The following is a 15,435-nucleotide window of genomic DNA, read 5'->3' as shown; positions in this document are numbered from 1 at the left end:
ACCCGGTGCGCGCTCACGAGGGTCGGTCACGGGCAAAGACTAGTCGACCCATTACGGAGGCGCCGGCCGAATGCCGCCTAGCCGATCTGGCGATCGTCCGCGGGACCGGCCTCGCCGGGCACGGGAAGATGCAGCTCGGGGCGAGGGTCGGCCACCACGTCGAGCAGCTCGGTCGCGGTCAGGGGACGAGGCGTGTCGGTGACCGGCTCCACGGCCTCGAGGGTCTCGCCACTGACGCCGAGCTCCTCGAAGCGTCGCGCGGTGACGAACACCCGCGACTCGAGGGACCCGACGGCACGGTTGTAGGCCTCGACCGATGCCTTGAGGGAGCGGCCCACCTTGTCGAGGTGGCCGCCCATGACACCGAGGCGGGAGTGGAGGTCGCGCCCGAGGTCGTGGATCTGCCGGGTCTGCTCGGCCAGGCGCTCCTGGGTCCACCCGTGGGCGACCGTCTTGAGCAGGGCGATCAACGTGGTGGGTGTGGCCAGCACGACGTTGCGGGTGGCGGCGTACTCCAGGAGGGAACGGTCGCCGTCGAGGGCGGAGGAGAGGAACGCCTCTCCGGGCAGGAAGAGCACCACGAACTCAGGGGTGTCGACCAGCGCCTGCCAGTAGCGCTTGGTCGACAGGGCGTCGATGTGGGCACGCACCTGGCGGGCGTGGCGGGCCAGATGGGCTTCGCGGACGTCGGCGTCGTCGGCCTCGGTGGCAGTGAGGAACGCGTCGAGGGGCACCTTCGAGTCGACCACCACGTCGCGACCGCCCGCGAGGTGGACCACCATGTCGGGGCGCAGGGCGGCGCCGTCGACCACGACGTGATGCTGCTCGGTGAAGTCGCACCGGTCGACCAGGCCGGCCAGCTCGACCGCGCGGCGCAGCTGCATCTCGCCCCACTGGCCGCGCACCTGCGGCTTGCGCAGGGCGGTCGAGAGCGAGGCGGTCTCACGGCGCAGGCCCTCGGCCGAGTGGCGCACCTCCTCGACCTGTTGGCGCAGCTGGCCCTGCCACGTCGCCCGGTTGTGCTCGAGGTCGCGCATCTGGTCGGCCAGCCGGTCGAGCCCGTCGCGGACCACGGTGTCGTCGGCGACCCGGCGCTCGAGGGCGGCCACCGCCTCACCGCTGTCGGTCGGTCGGCCACGGTTCCACAGCACCCCGATGACGACGCCGAGCACCAGCCCCACGATCAGCAGCAAGATCTCCATGACCCCGAGCATGCACGAGGCCACCGACAATGCCGTTCAGGACGCGGCGTTCGACGCGGCGCCCGGGCCCCGCGTCAGCCGACGAGCGGAGCCGTGCCCCGGAACGTGCGACGGTAGGCGGTCGGCGAGACTCCGGCCACGGCACGCAGGTGCTGCCGCAACGAGGCGCCCGTGCCGAGCCCGGCCTTCGCCGCGACCATGTCGACCGACAGGTCGGAGGTCTCGAGCAGGCGCTGGGCGTAGCGGATGCGTTGGACGATGAGCCAGGCACCGGGGGAGTGCCCGGTCTCGGCGCGGAAGCGTCGGGCGAAGGTGCGCACACTCATGCGCGCACGGGTCGCGAGCTCGCTCACGGCGATCGGCTGGTCGAGATGGGCGAGGGCCCAGTCGCGCGCCGCGGCGGTCGACTCGTCCACGGCCTCGGGCAACGGCTTCTCGATGAACTGTGCCTGGCCGCCGTCGCGCCACGGCGGCACGACGCAGTAGCGCGCGACGTGGTTGGCCACCTCGCTGCCGTGGTCGCGGCGCACGACGTGCAGGCAGAGGTCCATGCCGGCGGCCAGTCCGGCCGAGGTGAGGACGTCGCCGTCGTCGACGAAGAGCGCGTTCTCGTCGAGGTCGACGTGCGGATAGAGAGCGCGGAAGCTCTCGGCGTGCGACCAGTGGGTGGTGGCCGGACGGCCGTCGAGCAGTCCGGCCGCGGCCAGGACGAAGGCGCCGGTGCAGATCGACATCAGTCGGGTGCCGGGCCTGATCAGGGCGAGGGCATCGCGAAGGTCGTCGGGCAGCACGCCGTGCCGGCGCGGGCCGTCGATCTGGGTGCCCGGGACGATCACGGTGTCGGCCGCGGCGAGTGCGTCGACGGTGCTGTGCGGGGCGATGTCGTAGCCCGCCGAGGTGGGGACCGGTCGACCGTCGAGGCTGGCCACCGTCACGTCGTACCGCGGCTTGCCCGGGTCGGTGTTCGCGGTGCTGAAGACCAGGGTCGGGATGACCAGGTCGTAGCCGATCACCGGGGGCAGGGCGAGGACGACGACGCGGTGCGGAGCGCTCATGGCAGGATTCTTCCACACATTGGCAATTCGGCCACTCGTCGGTCGTGCTCCGGTCAGCGAGGATCTACGGGTGATCGATTCCGAGACCGTTCCCGAGCGCGCCCCGAAGTCGTACCGCGTGCACCCCGCGTGGACCGTCGCGGTGGTCGCGTTCGTGACCCTCGTGGGCGCGGCCGCTTTCCGCTCCGTTCCCGGCATCCTGCTCGATCCTCTGCACCACGAGTTCGGCTGGGCGCACGCCACGATCGGCTCCGCGGTCTCACTCAACCTCGTGCTCTTCGGACTGATCTCTCCCTTCGCGGCCGCACTCATGGACACTTTCGGCGTACGACGCGTGGTGGTCCTGGCACTGTTGCTGGTCTCGCTCGGCAGCGGACTGACCGTCTTCATGACCCAGCCGTGGCACCTCGTCGCGACGTGGGGGCTGCTCGTCGGAGTCGGCACCGGGTCGATGTCGATGGCGTTCGTCGCCACCGTCACGAGCCGCTGGTTCGTGGCGCGACGGGGCCTGGTCGCGGGCATCCTCACCGCCGGCTCCGCCACCGGCCAGCTGATCTTCCTCCCGCTGATCGCCATGGTGGCCGGCGAGCACGGCTGGCGCACCGCCTCGCTGCTGGCAGCCGGTGCGGCGCTGGCCGTCGTACCGATCGTCGCCTTCTGGCTGCGCGACCACCCGCACGACCTCGGCATCACGGCGTACGGCGCCACCGCCGAGGACCCGGGACCCGACCGACACAGCGGTGCCGGGTCGAGTGCCGGGCGGGCGATCCGGGTGTTGATCGCTGCCCTGGGTTCGCGCACGTTCTGGCTGCTCAGCCTGGGCTTCGCGATCTGCGGCATGTCGACCAACGGGCTGATCCAGACCCACTTCGTGCCGGCTGCACACGACCACGGCATGCCCACGACCCTGGCCGCCGGGCTGCTCGCGGTGATCGGCATCTTCGACGTCGTCGGCACCATCGCGTCAGGTTGGCTCAGTGACCGGGTCGACCCGCGGCTGCTGCTGGTCGTCTACTACCTGCTGCGGGGCTTCTCCCTGATGCTGCTGCCGTCACTGCTCGGACCGAGCGTGGAGCCCCCGACGTGGGCGTTCATCGTGTTCTACGGGCTCGACTGGGTGGCCACGGTGCCACCCACCGTCCTGCTGGCGCGCGAGGCCTTCGGGGCCGACGGTCCGATCGTGTTCGGCTGGATCTTCGCCTCGCACCAGCTCGGTGCCGCCGTCGCCGCGACGGGAGCCGGCTTCATCCGCGACGTGCAGGGCACCTACGCGCCGGCGTTCGTGATCACCGGTGCGCTGTGCCTGGTGGCGGCCGTCGCCTCGGGTGCGATCAGGCGAGTCCCGTCGGCGGACCCGGCCTCACCCGAACCGGCGCTGATGGACTGACCCGCCGGGAGAGACGGCCGGACGGGCGGCCATTGGGCGAGGCGCTGTCACAGACACCTTCCCTTTGCCATGCTGACCGCCATGACTGAGGACAGGCGCACCCACTGGGAACGGGCCGCGGAGTGGCCCCTGACCGGGCTGGCCCTTCTGTTCCTGGCCGCCTACGCGTGGCCGATCCTCGAGCCCGACACCCCGGCCTGGTGGGTCACGGCGTGCCAATGGATGACCTGGATCGCGTGGGCTGCCTTCACCGTGGACTACCTGGCGCGGTGGTTCCTGAGCCACGATCGACGCGGCTTCGTCCTGGGCAACGTGCTTGACCTGTTGGTCGTCGTGCTGCCGATCCTGCGACCGCTCCGCCTGCTTCGACTGGTGAAGCTGCTGGGCGTCCTCAACAGGCACGCGGGTAGCTCGCTTCGTGGCCAGGTGATCGTCTACGTGACCGGCGGGACCGGGCTGGTCCTCTTCGTCGCCGCCCTCGCCGTGCTTGACGCCGAGCGCGGTGCGGAGGGAGCGAACATCGGCACCTTCTCCGATGCACTGTGGTGGGCCATGACCACCGTGACCACGGTGGGATACGGCGACCAGTTCCCGGTGACGACGACGGGACGCTTCGTCGCGGGTGGCCTCATGGTTGCCGGTATCGCCCTGCTCGGAATCGTGACGGCGTCGTTCGCATCCTGGCTGCTCGACCGGGTGTCGGAGGTGGAGGAGGAGTCGAACGCGGTCACCCGCCGCGACCTCCGCGCGCTGACCCGTGAGATCGCCGCGCTCCGGGCCGAGGTGGTCGCGTTGCGCTCGGGTGAGGTAGCGGGCCAACCTCTGCCGCATCCAGAATCCTGAGGCGGTCACCTGGCGAACTCGGGGCCGACGCCGGCTCAGCGGTGGCCCAGCGCTGTTGCGGGGCGTGTCGACGACACTGGGCTACCGCTGAAGGCCGCGTGAAGGGTCAGGAGATGTCGACGACGACGGGGGCGTGGTCGGACGGGCTGCCCTGGCCCTGCGCAGGGTCGCGTTCGTCGGTGTCGATGCGCGCCCCGGTCACGCGTGCCGCGAACGACGGGGAGCCCAGCACGAAGTCGATGCGCAGGCCCCGGTTCCGTTCGAAGCGCTGCCGGTAGTAGTCCCAGTAGGTGTAGACCTCGGGCCCGGGCGTGTGCGGGCGTACGACGTCGACGTACCCGTCGTCGATGAACGACTGGAACGCCTCGCGCTCGGGGACGGTGACGTGGGTCGAGTTCTTGAACTGCGCCATGTCGAAGACGTCCTCGTCGAGCGGCGCGATGTTCCAGTCCCCGACGAGTGCGGTGTCACCGGTGAGCCAGTCGCCGCCGGCCGCCGCGCGCAGACGGGTCAACCAGTCCAGCTTGTAGGCGTAGTGCGGGTCCTCGATCTTGCGACCGTTCGGCACGTAGAGCGACCAGATGCGTACGCCGCCGCACACGGCGCCGATCGCGCGCGCCTCGGAGGCCAGCGGGTCGCCGAACTGTGGCATCTCCTCGAAGCCGACCTGGACGTCGTCGAGCCCGACGCGGCTGATCAGGGCCACGCCGTTCCACTGGTTGTAGCCGGCGGCCGCGACCTCGTAGCCCAGGGACTGCAGCCCCATCAGGGGCAGCTGGTCCTCGCGGGCCTTGGTCTCCTGCAGGGCGAGCACGTCGATGTCGTGGCGTTGCAGGAATGCCTCGACGCGATCGATGCGGCTGCGGATCGAGTTGACGTTCCAGGTGGCGATGCGCATGCGGCGAATCTACGTGGCGTGCGCGGGCGGGCGGCGTACGGGCCCTATCGTTCGGGGATGGACACGTCGACCCGCGGGGCCCGACTCGCTGCCGCGCTGGTGCACGTCTACACCTCGCTCGGGGTGGTGCTCGGGCTGCTGATGGTGCACTTCGCCTACGAGGGCGACGTGCGCACGGTGCTGTGGCTGTTCCTCGCGGCGATGGTCATCGACGGCACCGACGGGTTCCTGGCCCGCCACCTCGAGGTGAAGACGGTGCTGCCCGGCTTCGACGGTGCCCTGCTCGACAACATCGTCGACTACCTGACCTACGCGTTCGCGCCGATGGTGCTGCTGTGGTCGTGCGGCTACCTGCCCGACGGCGTCCTCGGTGCGGTGACCGCGTCGGTGCCCCTGATGGCCTCCTGCTACCAGTTCTGCCGCAGCGACGCGAAGACCGAGGACCACTTCTTCCTCGGCTTCCCGAGCTACTGGAACATCGTGGCGTTCTACGTGGTCGTCTTCGGGTGGGGTACGACGACCGCGGCGTGGCTGTTGTTCGTCTTCGCGGTGCTGGTCTTCGTGCCGGTCAAGTACGTCTATCCCTCACGCACCGCGACCCTGTGGAGGCTCAACATGACGCTCGCCTCGTTGTGGTTGGTGGCGTTCGCCGTACTGACCGCGCAGCTGCCCGATCCCCAACTGTGGTTGGCGATTCTCTCGCTCGCCTACCCGGCGTACTACACGGCGTTGAGTCTGTGGCTCACGTTCCAGCCGGTGCGGTCGCCGGCGGTGAGCTGACCAGGAACGGCTCGAGCATGCCGGGCACGACCGCGTCGGCGAACGTGATGGCCCGGTCGAGCGGCACGTCGCGCACGGTGATGCGCTCGGCCCCTGCGGCAGTCGTGGCGACCAGGGTGGCCAGCCCTCGGCGGCGCTGGAACCAGGTCTGTGACACCACCCAGCCGATCACACCGCCGCGTTCGAGCACGGTGCGCACCCGGGAGGTCACGCCCGAGCCGACGACGAGGTGATCGGCGGTGAGCGCATGGCCGAGGTGGCGGTACTCCGCCTCACCGAGCGCGATGCCGACGAGCAGCACGGCGAGCGTGACGAGCACCGGCAGCACGGGGGTCACCGAGAAGAAGACCGCCGGCACCAGCGCGACGACGACGGCCGGCAGGAGCAGCCGCACACCACGGAGGTGACAGCGCCGGCGGGCCCGCGCCCCGTGCTTCGTCAACGGAGTGCGCAGTGGGGCAGGGTCGCCGAGCACGTCGTCGCCCACCCGCCGGGTCTCCGACGTCGGACACGGCGGCAGGACGGCGTACACGCCCTCGTCGAGGCCGGTGACCAGCGTGTGCAGCTCGGCGCCCCCGACCGCGCGGAGCAGGGCGGTCTCGCGCAGCTGCACGCCACGGACCCGGGCCTCCTCGATCGTGGTCGACGCAGTGGTGAAGAGCCCGCGGGTCAGGCGGAGGTTGCCCTCCTCGCGGAACAGGCGCAGGCCCCACCACTGCACGGCGTACGCCGCCATCGACAGGAGGGTCCACACGACGAGGCCGCCGACCAGCAGGACGACGACGACGAGCAGGAGCGCGCTCTCGATGCGCTGGACGTCCTCCTGGTCGACGCTGAAGTCGATGCCGACGTCGCCGACGAACTGGCTCAGGCCACCCAGGGCACCGAGTGCGATCACCAGGCGGCCGAGGCTGAACGGCGCGAATCGGACCCAGGATCCCCGGAAGCGGGCGAGGTCGGGGCTGCGTGGCGCCGGCTCGGTGTCCACGTCGGCGTCGTCCGCCGGGTCAGGGGTGACTGCGGCCCGGGTGAGCAGCAGGTTGCGCAGCTGCTCGGCCTGCGCGGTCGAGAGGGAGTCGAGCTCGATGCGGGTGTCGTCGACGCCGGTGCCGACCTCGACCTTCTGGATGCCCAACGCCCTGTGCAGCAAGGGCGCCTCGAGGTCGACGCTGCGGATCCGGTCGAGCGGTGCGGTCAGCCGGGTCTTGTTGAGGAGCCCGCGGGTCACGACCAGCTGGTCACCGGCGATGCGGAACCGGGTGGTCACCCACGGGAGGACGCCGATTCCGACCGCACCCACCAGCACCACGGGTGCTGCGAAGAGCAACCAGCGCGGTTGCTGGGTGCCGACTCCGATCAGAGCAGCGAGTGCCGGCACGAGGATCTGGCGCAACGTCTTGAGCGGTCCGACCAGCATCGTGCGACGGTCGAGACGCTGCCACTCGCTCACGTGGCGTCGCCCTCGCTGGCTGCCGTGATCTCGGTGAGCTCGGCGACCACGCGCCGGGCCACGTCCTGGTCGAGGCCCTCGATGGTGATCGCACCGGCGGCCGACGCCGTGGTCACGGTGATCGCGGAGAGCCCGAAGAGACGCATGATCGCGCCGCGCCTGGTGTCGACGGTCTGCACCCGCGACAGGGGCGCGATCCGCTGCCGGGTGACGACCCAGCCCGAGCGGGTGTAGACCGCGCCGGGCGTCACCTCCCACCGGTGGATGCGGTTGCGCAGGCCAGGCATCCAGATCGCGATGGCGGCCAGGGGAGTCAGCACCACGGCGTAGGCCACCCACAGCCACCACGGGCGCGAGGGCAGCAGCACCGCGATCACGACGAGTACGACGACCGTGGCCGCCAGCTCCGCGACGGCGATGACCCGCCACATCTGGACGGCCCTGGGGGAGACCTGGTGGGCCGGCTCGCGGAGCAAGGCTGCTGGTCTGCTCACGTGTCGTCCTGCTTGGGGCGGGGGATGCGGGAGGTGATCCAGTCCTTGGCGGAGCCGACTCCGTCGCCGATCTCGCGCAGCAGTTTGGCCAACGGATCCTGGGACGTGCGGAAGCTCTCGCCGTACGACGCGGCCGCCTGCCTGGCCGCGTCGGACATCGAGGCCGAGCCGTCGTCCTGACGACGAGGGTAGTCGCCGGCGATGATCTTGACGTAGGTGCCGCTGTCGACCCAGCGGCGCAGCTCGTGGGCCCGCATCACGGGGAACGGGTGGGAGCTGGCCTCGAGCAGCATCATCTTCAGCACGCTGTCGCGCAGGTCGCCGGCGGCCTCGTACTCACTGCCCTGGGCGAGGAACGCCGTGCTGTCGAGCTGCGACAGGTTGCCGCCGCTGGCCGACTTCATGTTGACCCGAAGTGCGGCGGCGGGGTCCTGGGTGGCCAGCAGCCCGGCCCGGTCGGCGGAGAGCTCGGACTTGCGCTCCCACTCGGTGAGCGCCGCGACGATCGCGCGCAGGCCCAGGTTGCCCAGCGGCACCCACGACAGGGCTCCGCTGATCTGCATCAACCACAGCAGCAGTGTGCGATAGAGCGCGTGCCCGCTGGCGGCGTGGCCGAGCTCGTGACCGAGCACGAACCGGAGCTCCTCCTCGTCGAGGGCGTTGACCAGCGCGGAGTTGAGCACGATGAACGGCTTGTCGAGGCCGATCGTCACGGCGTTCCACAGCGGCGAGTTCACGACATACAGCTCGGGCAGGGTGCGTACGTCGAGCACCGCGGCCGCCTCGGCGTACAGCCGTTGGATGTCGGGGAACTGCCGGTCGTCGACCCGGATCGCCGACCCGAGGAAGCGCAGCCGGAAGGCGCGTTCGTTGACCATCGCGGTCATCTTGCGCAGCACGAAGTCGAAGCCCTTGAGCTTGCGCAGCGCGACCAGCGCGCCCTGATCGGCGGGATGCTCCCAGGCACGGGAGCTGATGTCGGTCAGCGTGACCCTGCGACGGGCCGGCTGGTTCTCCCCAGTCATGGCTCGACTGTAGTCAGGAGGCGTGAATGCCCCCGTGACTGTTGACACAGTCGGCCGGACCTCATACGTTCCGCAGGACTGAAACGTTTTAGGGAATTCGGGATGCAGGCATTGTCAGAAGAGCTGAGCAACGACGACGTCGCGCTGTTGGCCCTGCTTGCCAGCGGCCTGCCGGCGGAGACCGTAGCCCGACGACTCGGCCTCTCCGAACGCACGGTCCGACGACGCATCCGGCTCATCTGCGACAGGCTCGGCGTGGGCACCACCGTCGAGGCGGTCGTGTGGGCGGCGCGGCGTCGGCTCGTCTGACCGCAGGGTCGGTCGTGCTGGTCGCAGCGCGATCGTCGCCGACGCCTGGGCGACGCGGCGCCGAAGTGCCCGAGGAGGTGGCCGGATCCGGTCACGGATGTGGTGCCGATCACGCCGCGCGTGGTTGGATCGCTGAAACGTTCTAAACGATGGAGGAAACCGTGTCGGCAACGGACCCGAACGCCCGCTCGCACAGGCGGGGGACGGCGGCGATGCTGACCGTCCTGGCCCTGGTGTTCCAGCTCGCCCTCGTCGGGACGGTCGCCCTCACGACCCCCACCGCGTCGGCCGACGCTGCCGCGGCGGCGCCACAGGTCGCTCTCACGCGCCTCCAGGTCGAGAAGAAGACGGCACCGGTCGGCATCGACGTCGACCGCCCTCGCTTCAGCTGGGTCATCGAGACCGAGGCACGCGACGTCGTGCAGGAGGGCTACCGGCTCCGGGTCGCCACCAGCCGGGCCGACCTCGACGCCGGTGACCTCACCTGGGACAGCGGTCAGGTCTCCTCCGACCGGTCATCGGGTGTGGAGTACGACGGCCCGGACCTGGCCTCCGCGACCGACTACGTCTGGAGCGTGGAGGTCACGACCAGCGTCGGCACCGCGTCCGCGACAAGTCAGCTGCGCACGGGGTTCCGCGACGAGTCGGACTGGGCCGACAGCTCGTGGATCGGCAACGAACGGATTGACACCTCCGACGACCTCACGATGACCGGGGCGTCGTGGATCTGGACCCCCGAGGCGACCAGTCCGGTCGCGCCCGCCGAGCCTCGCGCGTTCCGCACCACCCGCACGACACCGGAGGGCAGGACCGCGCAGAGCGCGGAGATCCTGATCACCGCCGACGACCTGTTCCGCCTCTGGGTCAACGGTGAGCTCGTCGGCGAGAGCCACGGCGCGGAGAACGAGTGGCAGCAGTCGCACCTCTACACAGTGCAGCTCGACCCCGCCAGCAACGTCTTCGCGGTCCGCACGAACAACGGAGCCGGTTCGCCCGCAGGCTTGGTCGCGAAGGTGCGGGTGACCTACACCGACGGCACCACCTCCGTCTTCACGACCGGCACCGACTGGTTGGCGAGCAAGACGGTCCCGACCGGCTTCGAGGCCCCGGCGTACGACGACTCCGCCTGGGGCAGTGCCGCCAAGCAGGCCGACTACGGCAGTGGCCCCTGGGGCTCGGGCGTCCGCGCGCCGAAGACCGAGGTGAACCCTGCGCCCTTGCTGCGTCGCGAGTTCCAGGTCGACGGCGACGTCCGTGACGCGACGTTGTTCGTGGCTGCAGGCGGCTACGCCGACATGTCGCTCAACGGCGCGCCGGTCAGCGACGACGTGCTGTCGCCCGGGTTCACCGACTACGACGACACCGTGCAGTACGTCGCCACCGACGTCACCGACCAGCTCGCGCAGGGTGACAACGCGCTGGGCGCGCAGCTCGGCCGCGGCTTCTACGGCATGACCGGCGGCAACGTCTGGTGGTGGGAGCGTGCGCCCTGGCACGACGAGCCGGTGTTCCGCGCCGTCCTGCACATCGAGTACGCCGACGGCCACACCGAGCAGGTGGTGACCGACGACTCGTGGACCATCCACGACGGCCCGACGGTCTTCGACGACCTCTACGGCGGCGAGGTGTACGACGCCCGCCTGGTCCAGGACGGCTACGACACCGTCGGCTTCGACGACGCGGGCTGGGCATCGGCCACCGAGGTCGACGGACCCGCCGGCGGCCTGGTCAACCAGCGCCAGCAGCCGATCCGGGTGACCGAGTCCCTGCCGGCCGTCGAGATCACCGAACCCGCAGACGACGTCTACGTCGTGAAGTTCCCCCGGATGCTGGCCGGCTGGGTCGAGCTGGGCGTCGAGGGATCGGCCGGCACCACGGTCCGCGCACAGTACGGCGAGAAGCTGCTGCCCAACGGCCGGGTCAACTTCTCCAACAACGGCGGTTTCCAGAGCGGCTTCCAGACAGACCGGTTCATCCTCGCCGGCACCGGCGACCGTGAGACCTGGGAGGCCCGTTTCTCCTACAAGGGCTTCCAGTACATCGAGGTGACCGGCTGGCCCGGCAGCGAGCCGCCGACGCTGGACGCGTTCACCGCCCGGGTGGTGCACACCGACGCGACGGAGACCGGCTCGTTCGAGAGCTCCAGCGACATCATGAACCGCACCCACCGGGCCGTGGTGGACACGCTGAAGAACAACATCCACGGCATCCCGACCGACACCCCCATGTTCGAGAAGAACGGCTGGACCGGTGACGCCGCGGTGGGTGCCGAGATGTTCATGATGAACCTCGACGTCCACGAGCTCTTCGCCAAATGGATGCGCGACGTGAACGAGACCCGGTCCACCGACGGCCGCCCGATGGTGATCGCCCCGAGCTCGAGCACGTGGGGCGAGTGGGGCGTCGCGCCGCCGTGGCACTCGGCCTACATCATGATCCCGTGGTGGCTCTACCAGTACGGCGGCGACGACCGCGTGCTCACCGAGTACTACGACGGCATGAAGAAGTACGTCGACCTCGAGTTCTCGCAGTCGGCGAACGGGCTGGTCACCAACCCGCGGCTCGGTGACTGGGTCAGTCCGGAGGCCAGCCCCGCAGGAGGAAACGCACCGGAGGACGTGCGGGTCTCGGGCACCGCCTACCTCTACTCGATGACCACCGCGATGGAGCGGACCGCGCGACACCTGGGCAGGGACGCCGACGCCGCCGCGTTCGCCGACCACGCCGCCACCGTCAAGGCCACGTTCAACGCGACCTTCCTGGACCGGGCAGCCGGCCACTATCGCGGCAACGGCGACCGTGGCTACCGGCAGACCCACAACGTGCTGGCGCTGGCCTTCGACCTGGCCCCGGACGAGGGGACCGAGAAACGCGTCGCGGCCAGCATCGTCGCGAACGTGAAGGCACGCAACTACACGCTCAACACCGGCGTGCTCGGCACGAAGTACCTCCTGCCGGTGCTCTCCGACCACGGCTACGAGGACGTGGCGTTCCGGCTCGCCGCGCAGACTGCGTACCCGAGCTGGGGCTACATGATCGAGAACGGAGCCACCTCGATGTGGGAGCACTGGGCGCTCGAGGCCCGGTCCCGCGGCCACTACTTCCTGGGCACCGTGGACGACTGGTTCTACCACTACGTCGCCGGGATCAAGGCTTCCGAGACCACCGGCTACCGCGACCTGACCATCGCCCCGGCGGTCACGAAGCAGATGAGCTGGGCCAGGGCGACCACGGAGACGCCGTACGGCCCGGTCACGAGCGACTGGCGGCGCACCGGCCGGACTCTCCAGCTGGACGTCGACGTGCCCGTGGGGTCCACCGCCACCATCAAGGTGCCGGGCGCCAACGCCTCGGCCGTCACCGAGGGCGGCCTGCCCGCCGCGGAGGCGGAGGGCGTCCACGACGTGGCGTACGCCGACGGCACCGTGGTGGTCACGGTCTGTTCGGGGCACTACAGCTTCGCCTCCGACGAGCGGCGCGGCCTTGCCGGTACGGCGGTCGAGGCGATCGCCACGGCCGACGGAGTCGTCACCGCGCTGCGCGACGACGGCAGCATCAACGCCGGCCTGGCCTCGCGCCTGCTCGCCCTCACGTCGACGGCGCGGGCCGACACGATCCGCGCGATGGACGAGCTGCTGGACGGCGACGTCGTAGGTGCGGCCAAGGCCCTCGCCGCCGCCCACCGCGACATCGAGTCCGCCCAGGAGGTCGCCGGCCGGCTCGACCTCGAGGCCGATGAGGTGGCCAGCCTCGACGCGGCCATCGTGGCCGTCCGAGACGCCCTGGACGTCGCCGTCGCCGACTACCTCGAGCTCGACCTGACCGCGACCGCCGGCGACGACGTGCTGCGGCCGGGTGACGAGGCGCCACTGACTGTCGAGGTGGGCAACGCCGGGAGCGCCACGGTGCACGACGTCCGCGCCACCCTCGACGGTCTTCCCGAGGGCTGGGCCACTGCTCCGGCCAGCACCCGCCTGAGCAACAAGCTGGCCGGTGGCGACACCGCTGACGGCCGGTTCACCGTCACCGTCCCGCAGCGGCAGAGGCCGGGCACCACCCGCGGCGCGGCAACCGCGACGTACGAGTTCGAGGACGCGCAGCTCAGGCTGAGGACGGGTTACGACCTCGAGGTCGCGTCGCCGGTGGTGGTGGACACGGTGACGGTTGCGCCGAGCCCGGTCCGACCGGGCACGACGGTCTCCGTCACCGCGACGGTGCGCAACATCGGCCGCGCACCGGCCAGTGGTCGCGTCACGGTCGAGGTGCCGACGGGCTGGACCGCTCCGGAGCCGAGCGACGTGCTGGACATCCCCGCGGGGGCGACCCGCAGCGTCTCCCTCGACGTCGGCGTGCCGCGCGACGCCCGGCAGGCCGTCGAGGACTTCGCCCTGGTCGCCCACGTCACGAGTGACGGCGAGGTGCTCGCCTCGGGGACGGGGAACGTCCGGGTGGCCATCGACCCGAGCCCGGGGACCGCCGCGGGGTACGACCACCTCGACCTCGGCGTCGCCGCCGCCGAACAGGCCCATGCGCTCACCGCCTCGGCGTCGTCCGGGACCAGCAGCGAAGCGGGCCTGACCCGGCGGTACGCCGGTCACCTGACCCCGTTCTCGCAGTTCCAGTTCGACCTGGCCGTGGTGCCCGGCGACGCGTTCGTGCTCCGGGCGGTGGAGACCTACGACCGGGCCCAGACCAAGCGCTACAAGGTGTACGTCGACGGCACCGAGGTGCTCCTGCGCACCTTCGCCCACACCGGTGGCGTCGGAACCGAGGCCTACGAGTTCACCGTCCCCGCGGCCCTGGCCGCGGCCGACGGCACCGTCCGGGTGAAGTTCGAGAACCAGGGTGACCCCGCCTACTACGACCCCTCGATCGCCGATGTCTGGAGCCGGCCGGTGAGCTGATCCGGCCGTCCCCGTCCGACCCGAACACCCCGCTGGCCGGACGCCCCTGGGGGTGTCTAGTTCGCCCGGGTCTCCGTGGAGGCCCGGGCGACCAGCTCGGGCGTGAAGGTGATCTGCTGGTGGACGTGGTCCGGGTTCTCGACCTCGTCGAGCAGCAGCTCGGCAGCGGTCCGGCCGAGGCGGAGGCGGGGCTGGCGCACGGAGGTCAGCGGCACCGCCGCCGCACCGGCGTACTCGATGTCGTCGAAGCCGACGATGGCCAGCTCGTCCGGCACGGAGACCCCGGTCGTCACGCAGTGCTGGAGCAGACCCAGGGCCAGGAGGTCGTTGGCGCAGAACGCGGCCGTGGGCCGGCGCGCCCCGGGCATCCCGGCCAGTCGCTGCGCGGCCTGGCGACCCTCGCCGACGCTGAGCGCGGAGGTGTCGATCCGAACGAGGTGACTCTCGTCGAGTCCGGCATCGGCCAGTGCCGCCAGGGCGCCCGCATGACGGTCATGCACCTGCCCGATCGAGGAGGGGCCGCCGATGAAGGCGATCCGCTCGTGGCCACGGTCGAGCAGGTGCTCGAGGGCCAGTCGGCCGCCGAGGACGTCGTCGACGGCGACCGAGCAGTGGGTGTCGCCGGCCCGGGTGCGGTCGACGATCACGATCGGCGTGCCGCGGCCGGAGATCTTGTCGAGCGCGGGCGACTCAGGGTCGACCGGGGTGAGCAGGATGCCGGCGACCCGTTGCTCCTCGAGCCGGTTGAGGTAGTTGGCCTCGCGGTCGGCACGGTTGTCGGAGTTGCACATGTAGAGCGAGAGGTCACGCGCGGCCAAGGTCTCCTCGACACCGCGGGCGACGTCGGTGAAGAACGGGTTGGTCGCGTCGAGGACGACGTAGGCCAGGGTGCGCGAGCGGCCGGCCCGCAGCTGCCGGGCGGACTCGTTGGGGACGAAGCCGAGCTCGGCCATCACCTTCTCGACCCGGGCCCGGGTGCGGGGGCTGACCCGGTCAGGATGGTTGAGCACGTTGGAGACCGTGCCGAGAGAGACGCCGGCCGCGGTCGCAATGTCCTTCACCCCGATTGCCATCGAAGCCTCCCGTTT

12 protein-coding genes are annotated in these 15,435 nt (G+C 70.7%); 5 read left to right on the top strand and 7 right to left on the bottom strand.

Features of this window, described 5'->3' with window-relative positions; translation table 11 throughout:
* Positions 1-77: 77 nt before the first annotated feature.
* Together ASD30_RS11135 and ASD30_RS11130 are read right to left on the bottom strand one after the other, a co-directional pair.
* Positions 78-1,202 carry a DNA recombination protein RmuC gene (locus ASD30_RS11135; protein WP_056684831.1) on the bottom strand — a complete coding sequence of 375 codons (1,125 nt, stop codon included), beginning with the start codon at positions 1,200-1,202 and terminating at the stop codon, positions 78-80.
* A gap of 74 nt (positions 1,203-1,276) precedes the next feature.
* The gene (locus tag ASD30_RS11130) at positions 1,277-2,257 is read right to left on the bottom strand and encodes a GlxA family transcriptional regulator (protein ID WP_056681396.1); all 981 of its coding nucleotides are present in this window, start codon (positions 2,255-2,257) and stop codon (positions 1,277-1,279) included.
* 70 nt (positions 2,258-2,327) lie between these two features.
* Between ASD30_RS11130 and ASD30_RS11125 the strand changes: the two genes are divergently transcribed.
* Positions 2,328-3,644, top strand: coding sequence for an MFS transporter (locus ASD30_RS11125; RefSeq protein WP_235532567.1), 1,317 nt, complete (start codon positions 2,328-2,330; stop codon positions 3,642-3,644).
* Between the two features lie 81 nt (positions 3,645-3,725).
* Positions 3,726-4,487, top strand: a complete 762-nt coding sequence (locus ASD30_RS11120; RefSeq protein ID WP_082563943.1) for a potassium channel family protein — start codon at positions 3,726-3,728, stop codon at positions 4,485-4,487.
* A 106-nt stretch (positions 4,488-4,593) separates the two neighbouring features.
* On the opposite strand, the gene ASD30_RS11115 is transcribed toward ASD30_RS11120, so the two are convergent.
* Complete coding sequence (locus ASD30_RS11115; protein WP_056681393.1) at positions 4,594-5,385, bottom strand: exodeoxyribonuclease III; 792 nt, start codon at positions 5,383-5,385, stop codon at positions 4,594-4,596.
* Between the two features lie 57 nt (positions 5,386-5,442).
* Here ASD30_RS11115 and ASD30_RS11110 point away from each other — a divergent pair, with 57 nt between their 5' ends.
* Positions 5,443-6,165, top strand: coding sequence for a CDP-alcohol phosphatidyltransferase family protein (locus ASD30_RS11110; RefSeq protein WP_056681392.1), 723 nt, complete (start codon positions 5,443-5,445; stop codon positions 6,163-6,165).
* Here ASD30_RS11110 and ASD30_RS11105 read toward each other — a convergent pair.
* From ASD30_RS11105 to ASD30_RS11095, 3 genes are read right to left on the bottom strand one after another with little or no spacing between them, the layout of a single operon-like run.
* Entirely contained in the window at positions 6,128-7,615 is a 1,488-nt protein-coding gene (locus ASD30_RS11105) for a PH domain-containing protein (RefSeq protein WP_056681391.1), read from the bottom strand. The genes ASD30_RS11110 and ASD30_RS11105 overlap by 38 nt on opposite strands.
* The gene (locus ASD30_RS11100; protein WP_056681390.1) at positions 7,612-8,109 is read right to left on the bottom strand and encodes a PH domain-containing protein; all 498 of its coding nucleotides are present in this window, start codon (positions 8,107-8,109) and stop codon (positions 7,612-7,614) included. Before ASD30_RS11100 ends, ASD30_RS11105 begins: the two co-directional genes overlap by 4 nt.
* A complete protein-coding gene (locus ASD30_RS11095) occupies positions 8,106-9,134 on the bottom strand; it encodes a M48 family metallopeptidase (RefSeq protein ID WP_056681389.1) in 1,029 nt (342 codons plus the stop codon). The genes ASD30_RS11100 and ASD30_RS11095 overlap by 4 nt, the downstream gene beginning before the upstream one ends.
* A 102-nt stretch (positions 9,135-9,236) precedes the next feature.
* On the opposite strand from ASD30_RS11095, the gene ASD30_RS11090 reads away from it, so the two are divergent.
* Positions 9,237-9,443, top strand: a complete 207-nt coding sequence (locus tag ASD30_RS11090) for a LuxR C-terminal-related transcriptional regulator (protein ID WP_082563768.1) — start codon at positions 9,237-9,239, stop codon at positions 9,441-9,443.
* 161 nt (positions 9,444-9,604) lie between these two features.
* Positions 9,605-14,347, top strand: a complete 4,743-nt coding sequence (locus ASD30_RS11085) for a family 78 glycoside hydrolase catalytic domain (RefSeq protein WP_156393625.1) — start codon at positions 9,605-9,607, stop codon at positions 14,345-14,347.
* A gap of 56 nt (positions 14,348-14,403) precedes the next feature.
* On the opposite strand, the gene ASD30_RS11080 is transcribed toward ASD30_RS11085, so the two are convergent.
* Entirely contained in the window at positions 14,404-15,420 is a 1,017-nt protein-coding gene (locus tag ASD30_RS11080; RefSeq protein WP_056681387.1) for a LacI family DNA-binding transcriptional regulator, read from the bottom strand.
* Positions 15,421-15,435: the final 15 nt, after the last annotated feature.

This window comes from Nocardioides sp. Root140 (genome assembly GCF_001426745.1).
Classification (GTDB): Bacteria; Actinomycetota; Actinomycetes; order Propionibacteriales; family Nocardioidaceae; genus Nocardioides.
Note: the sequence above shows the minus strand (reverse complement) of the source record. Positions and strands in the feature narration are given on the sequence as shown.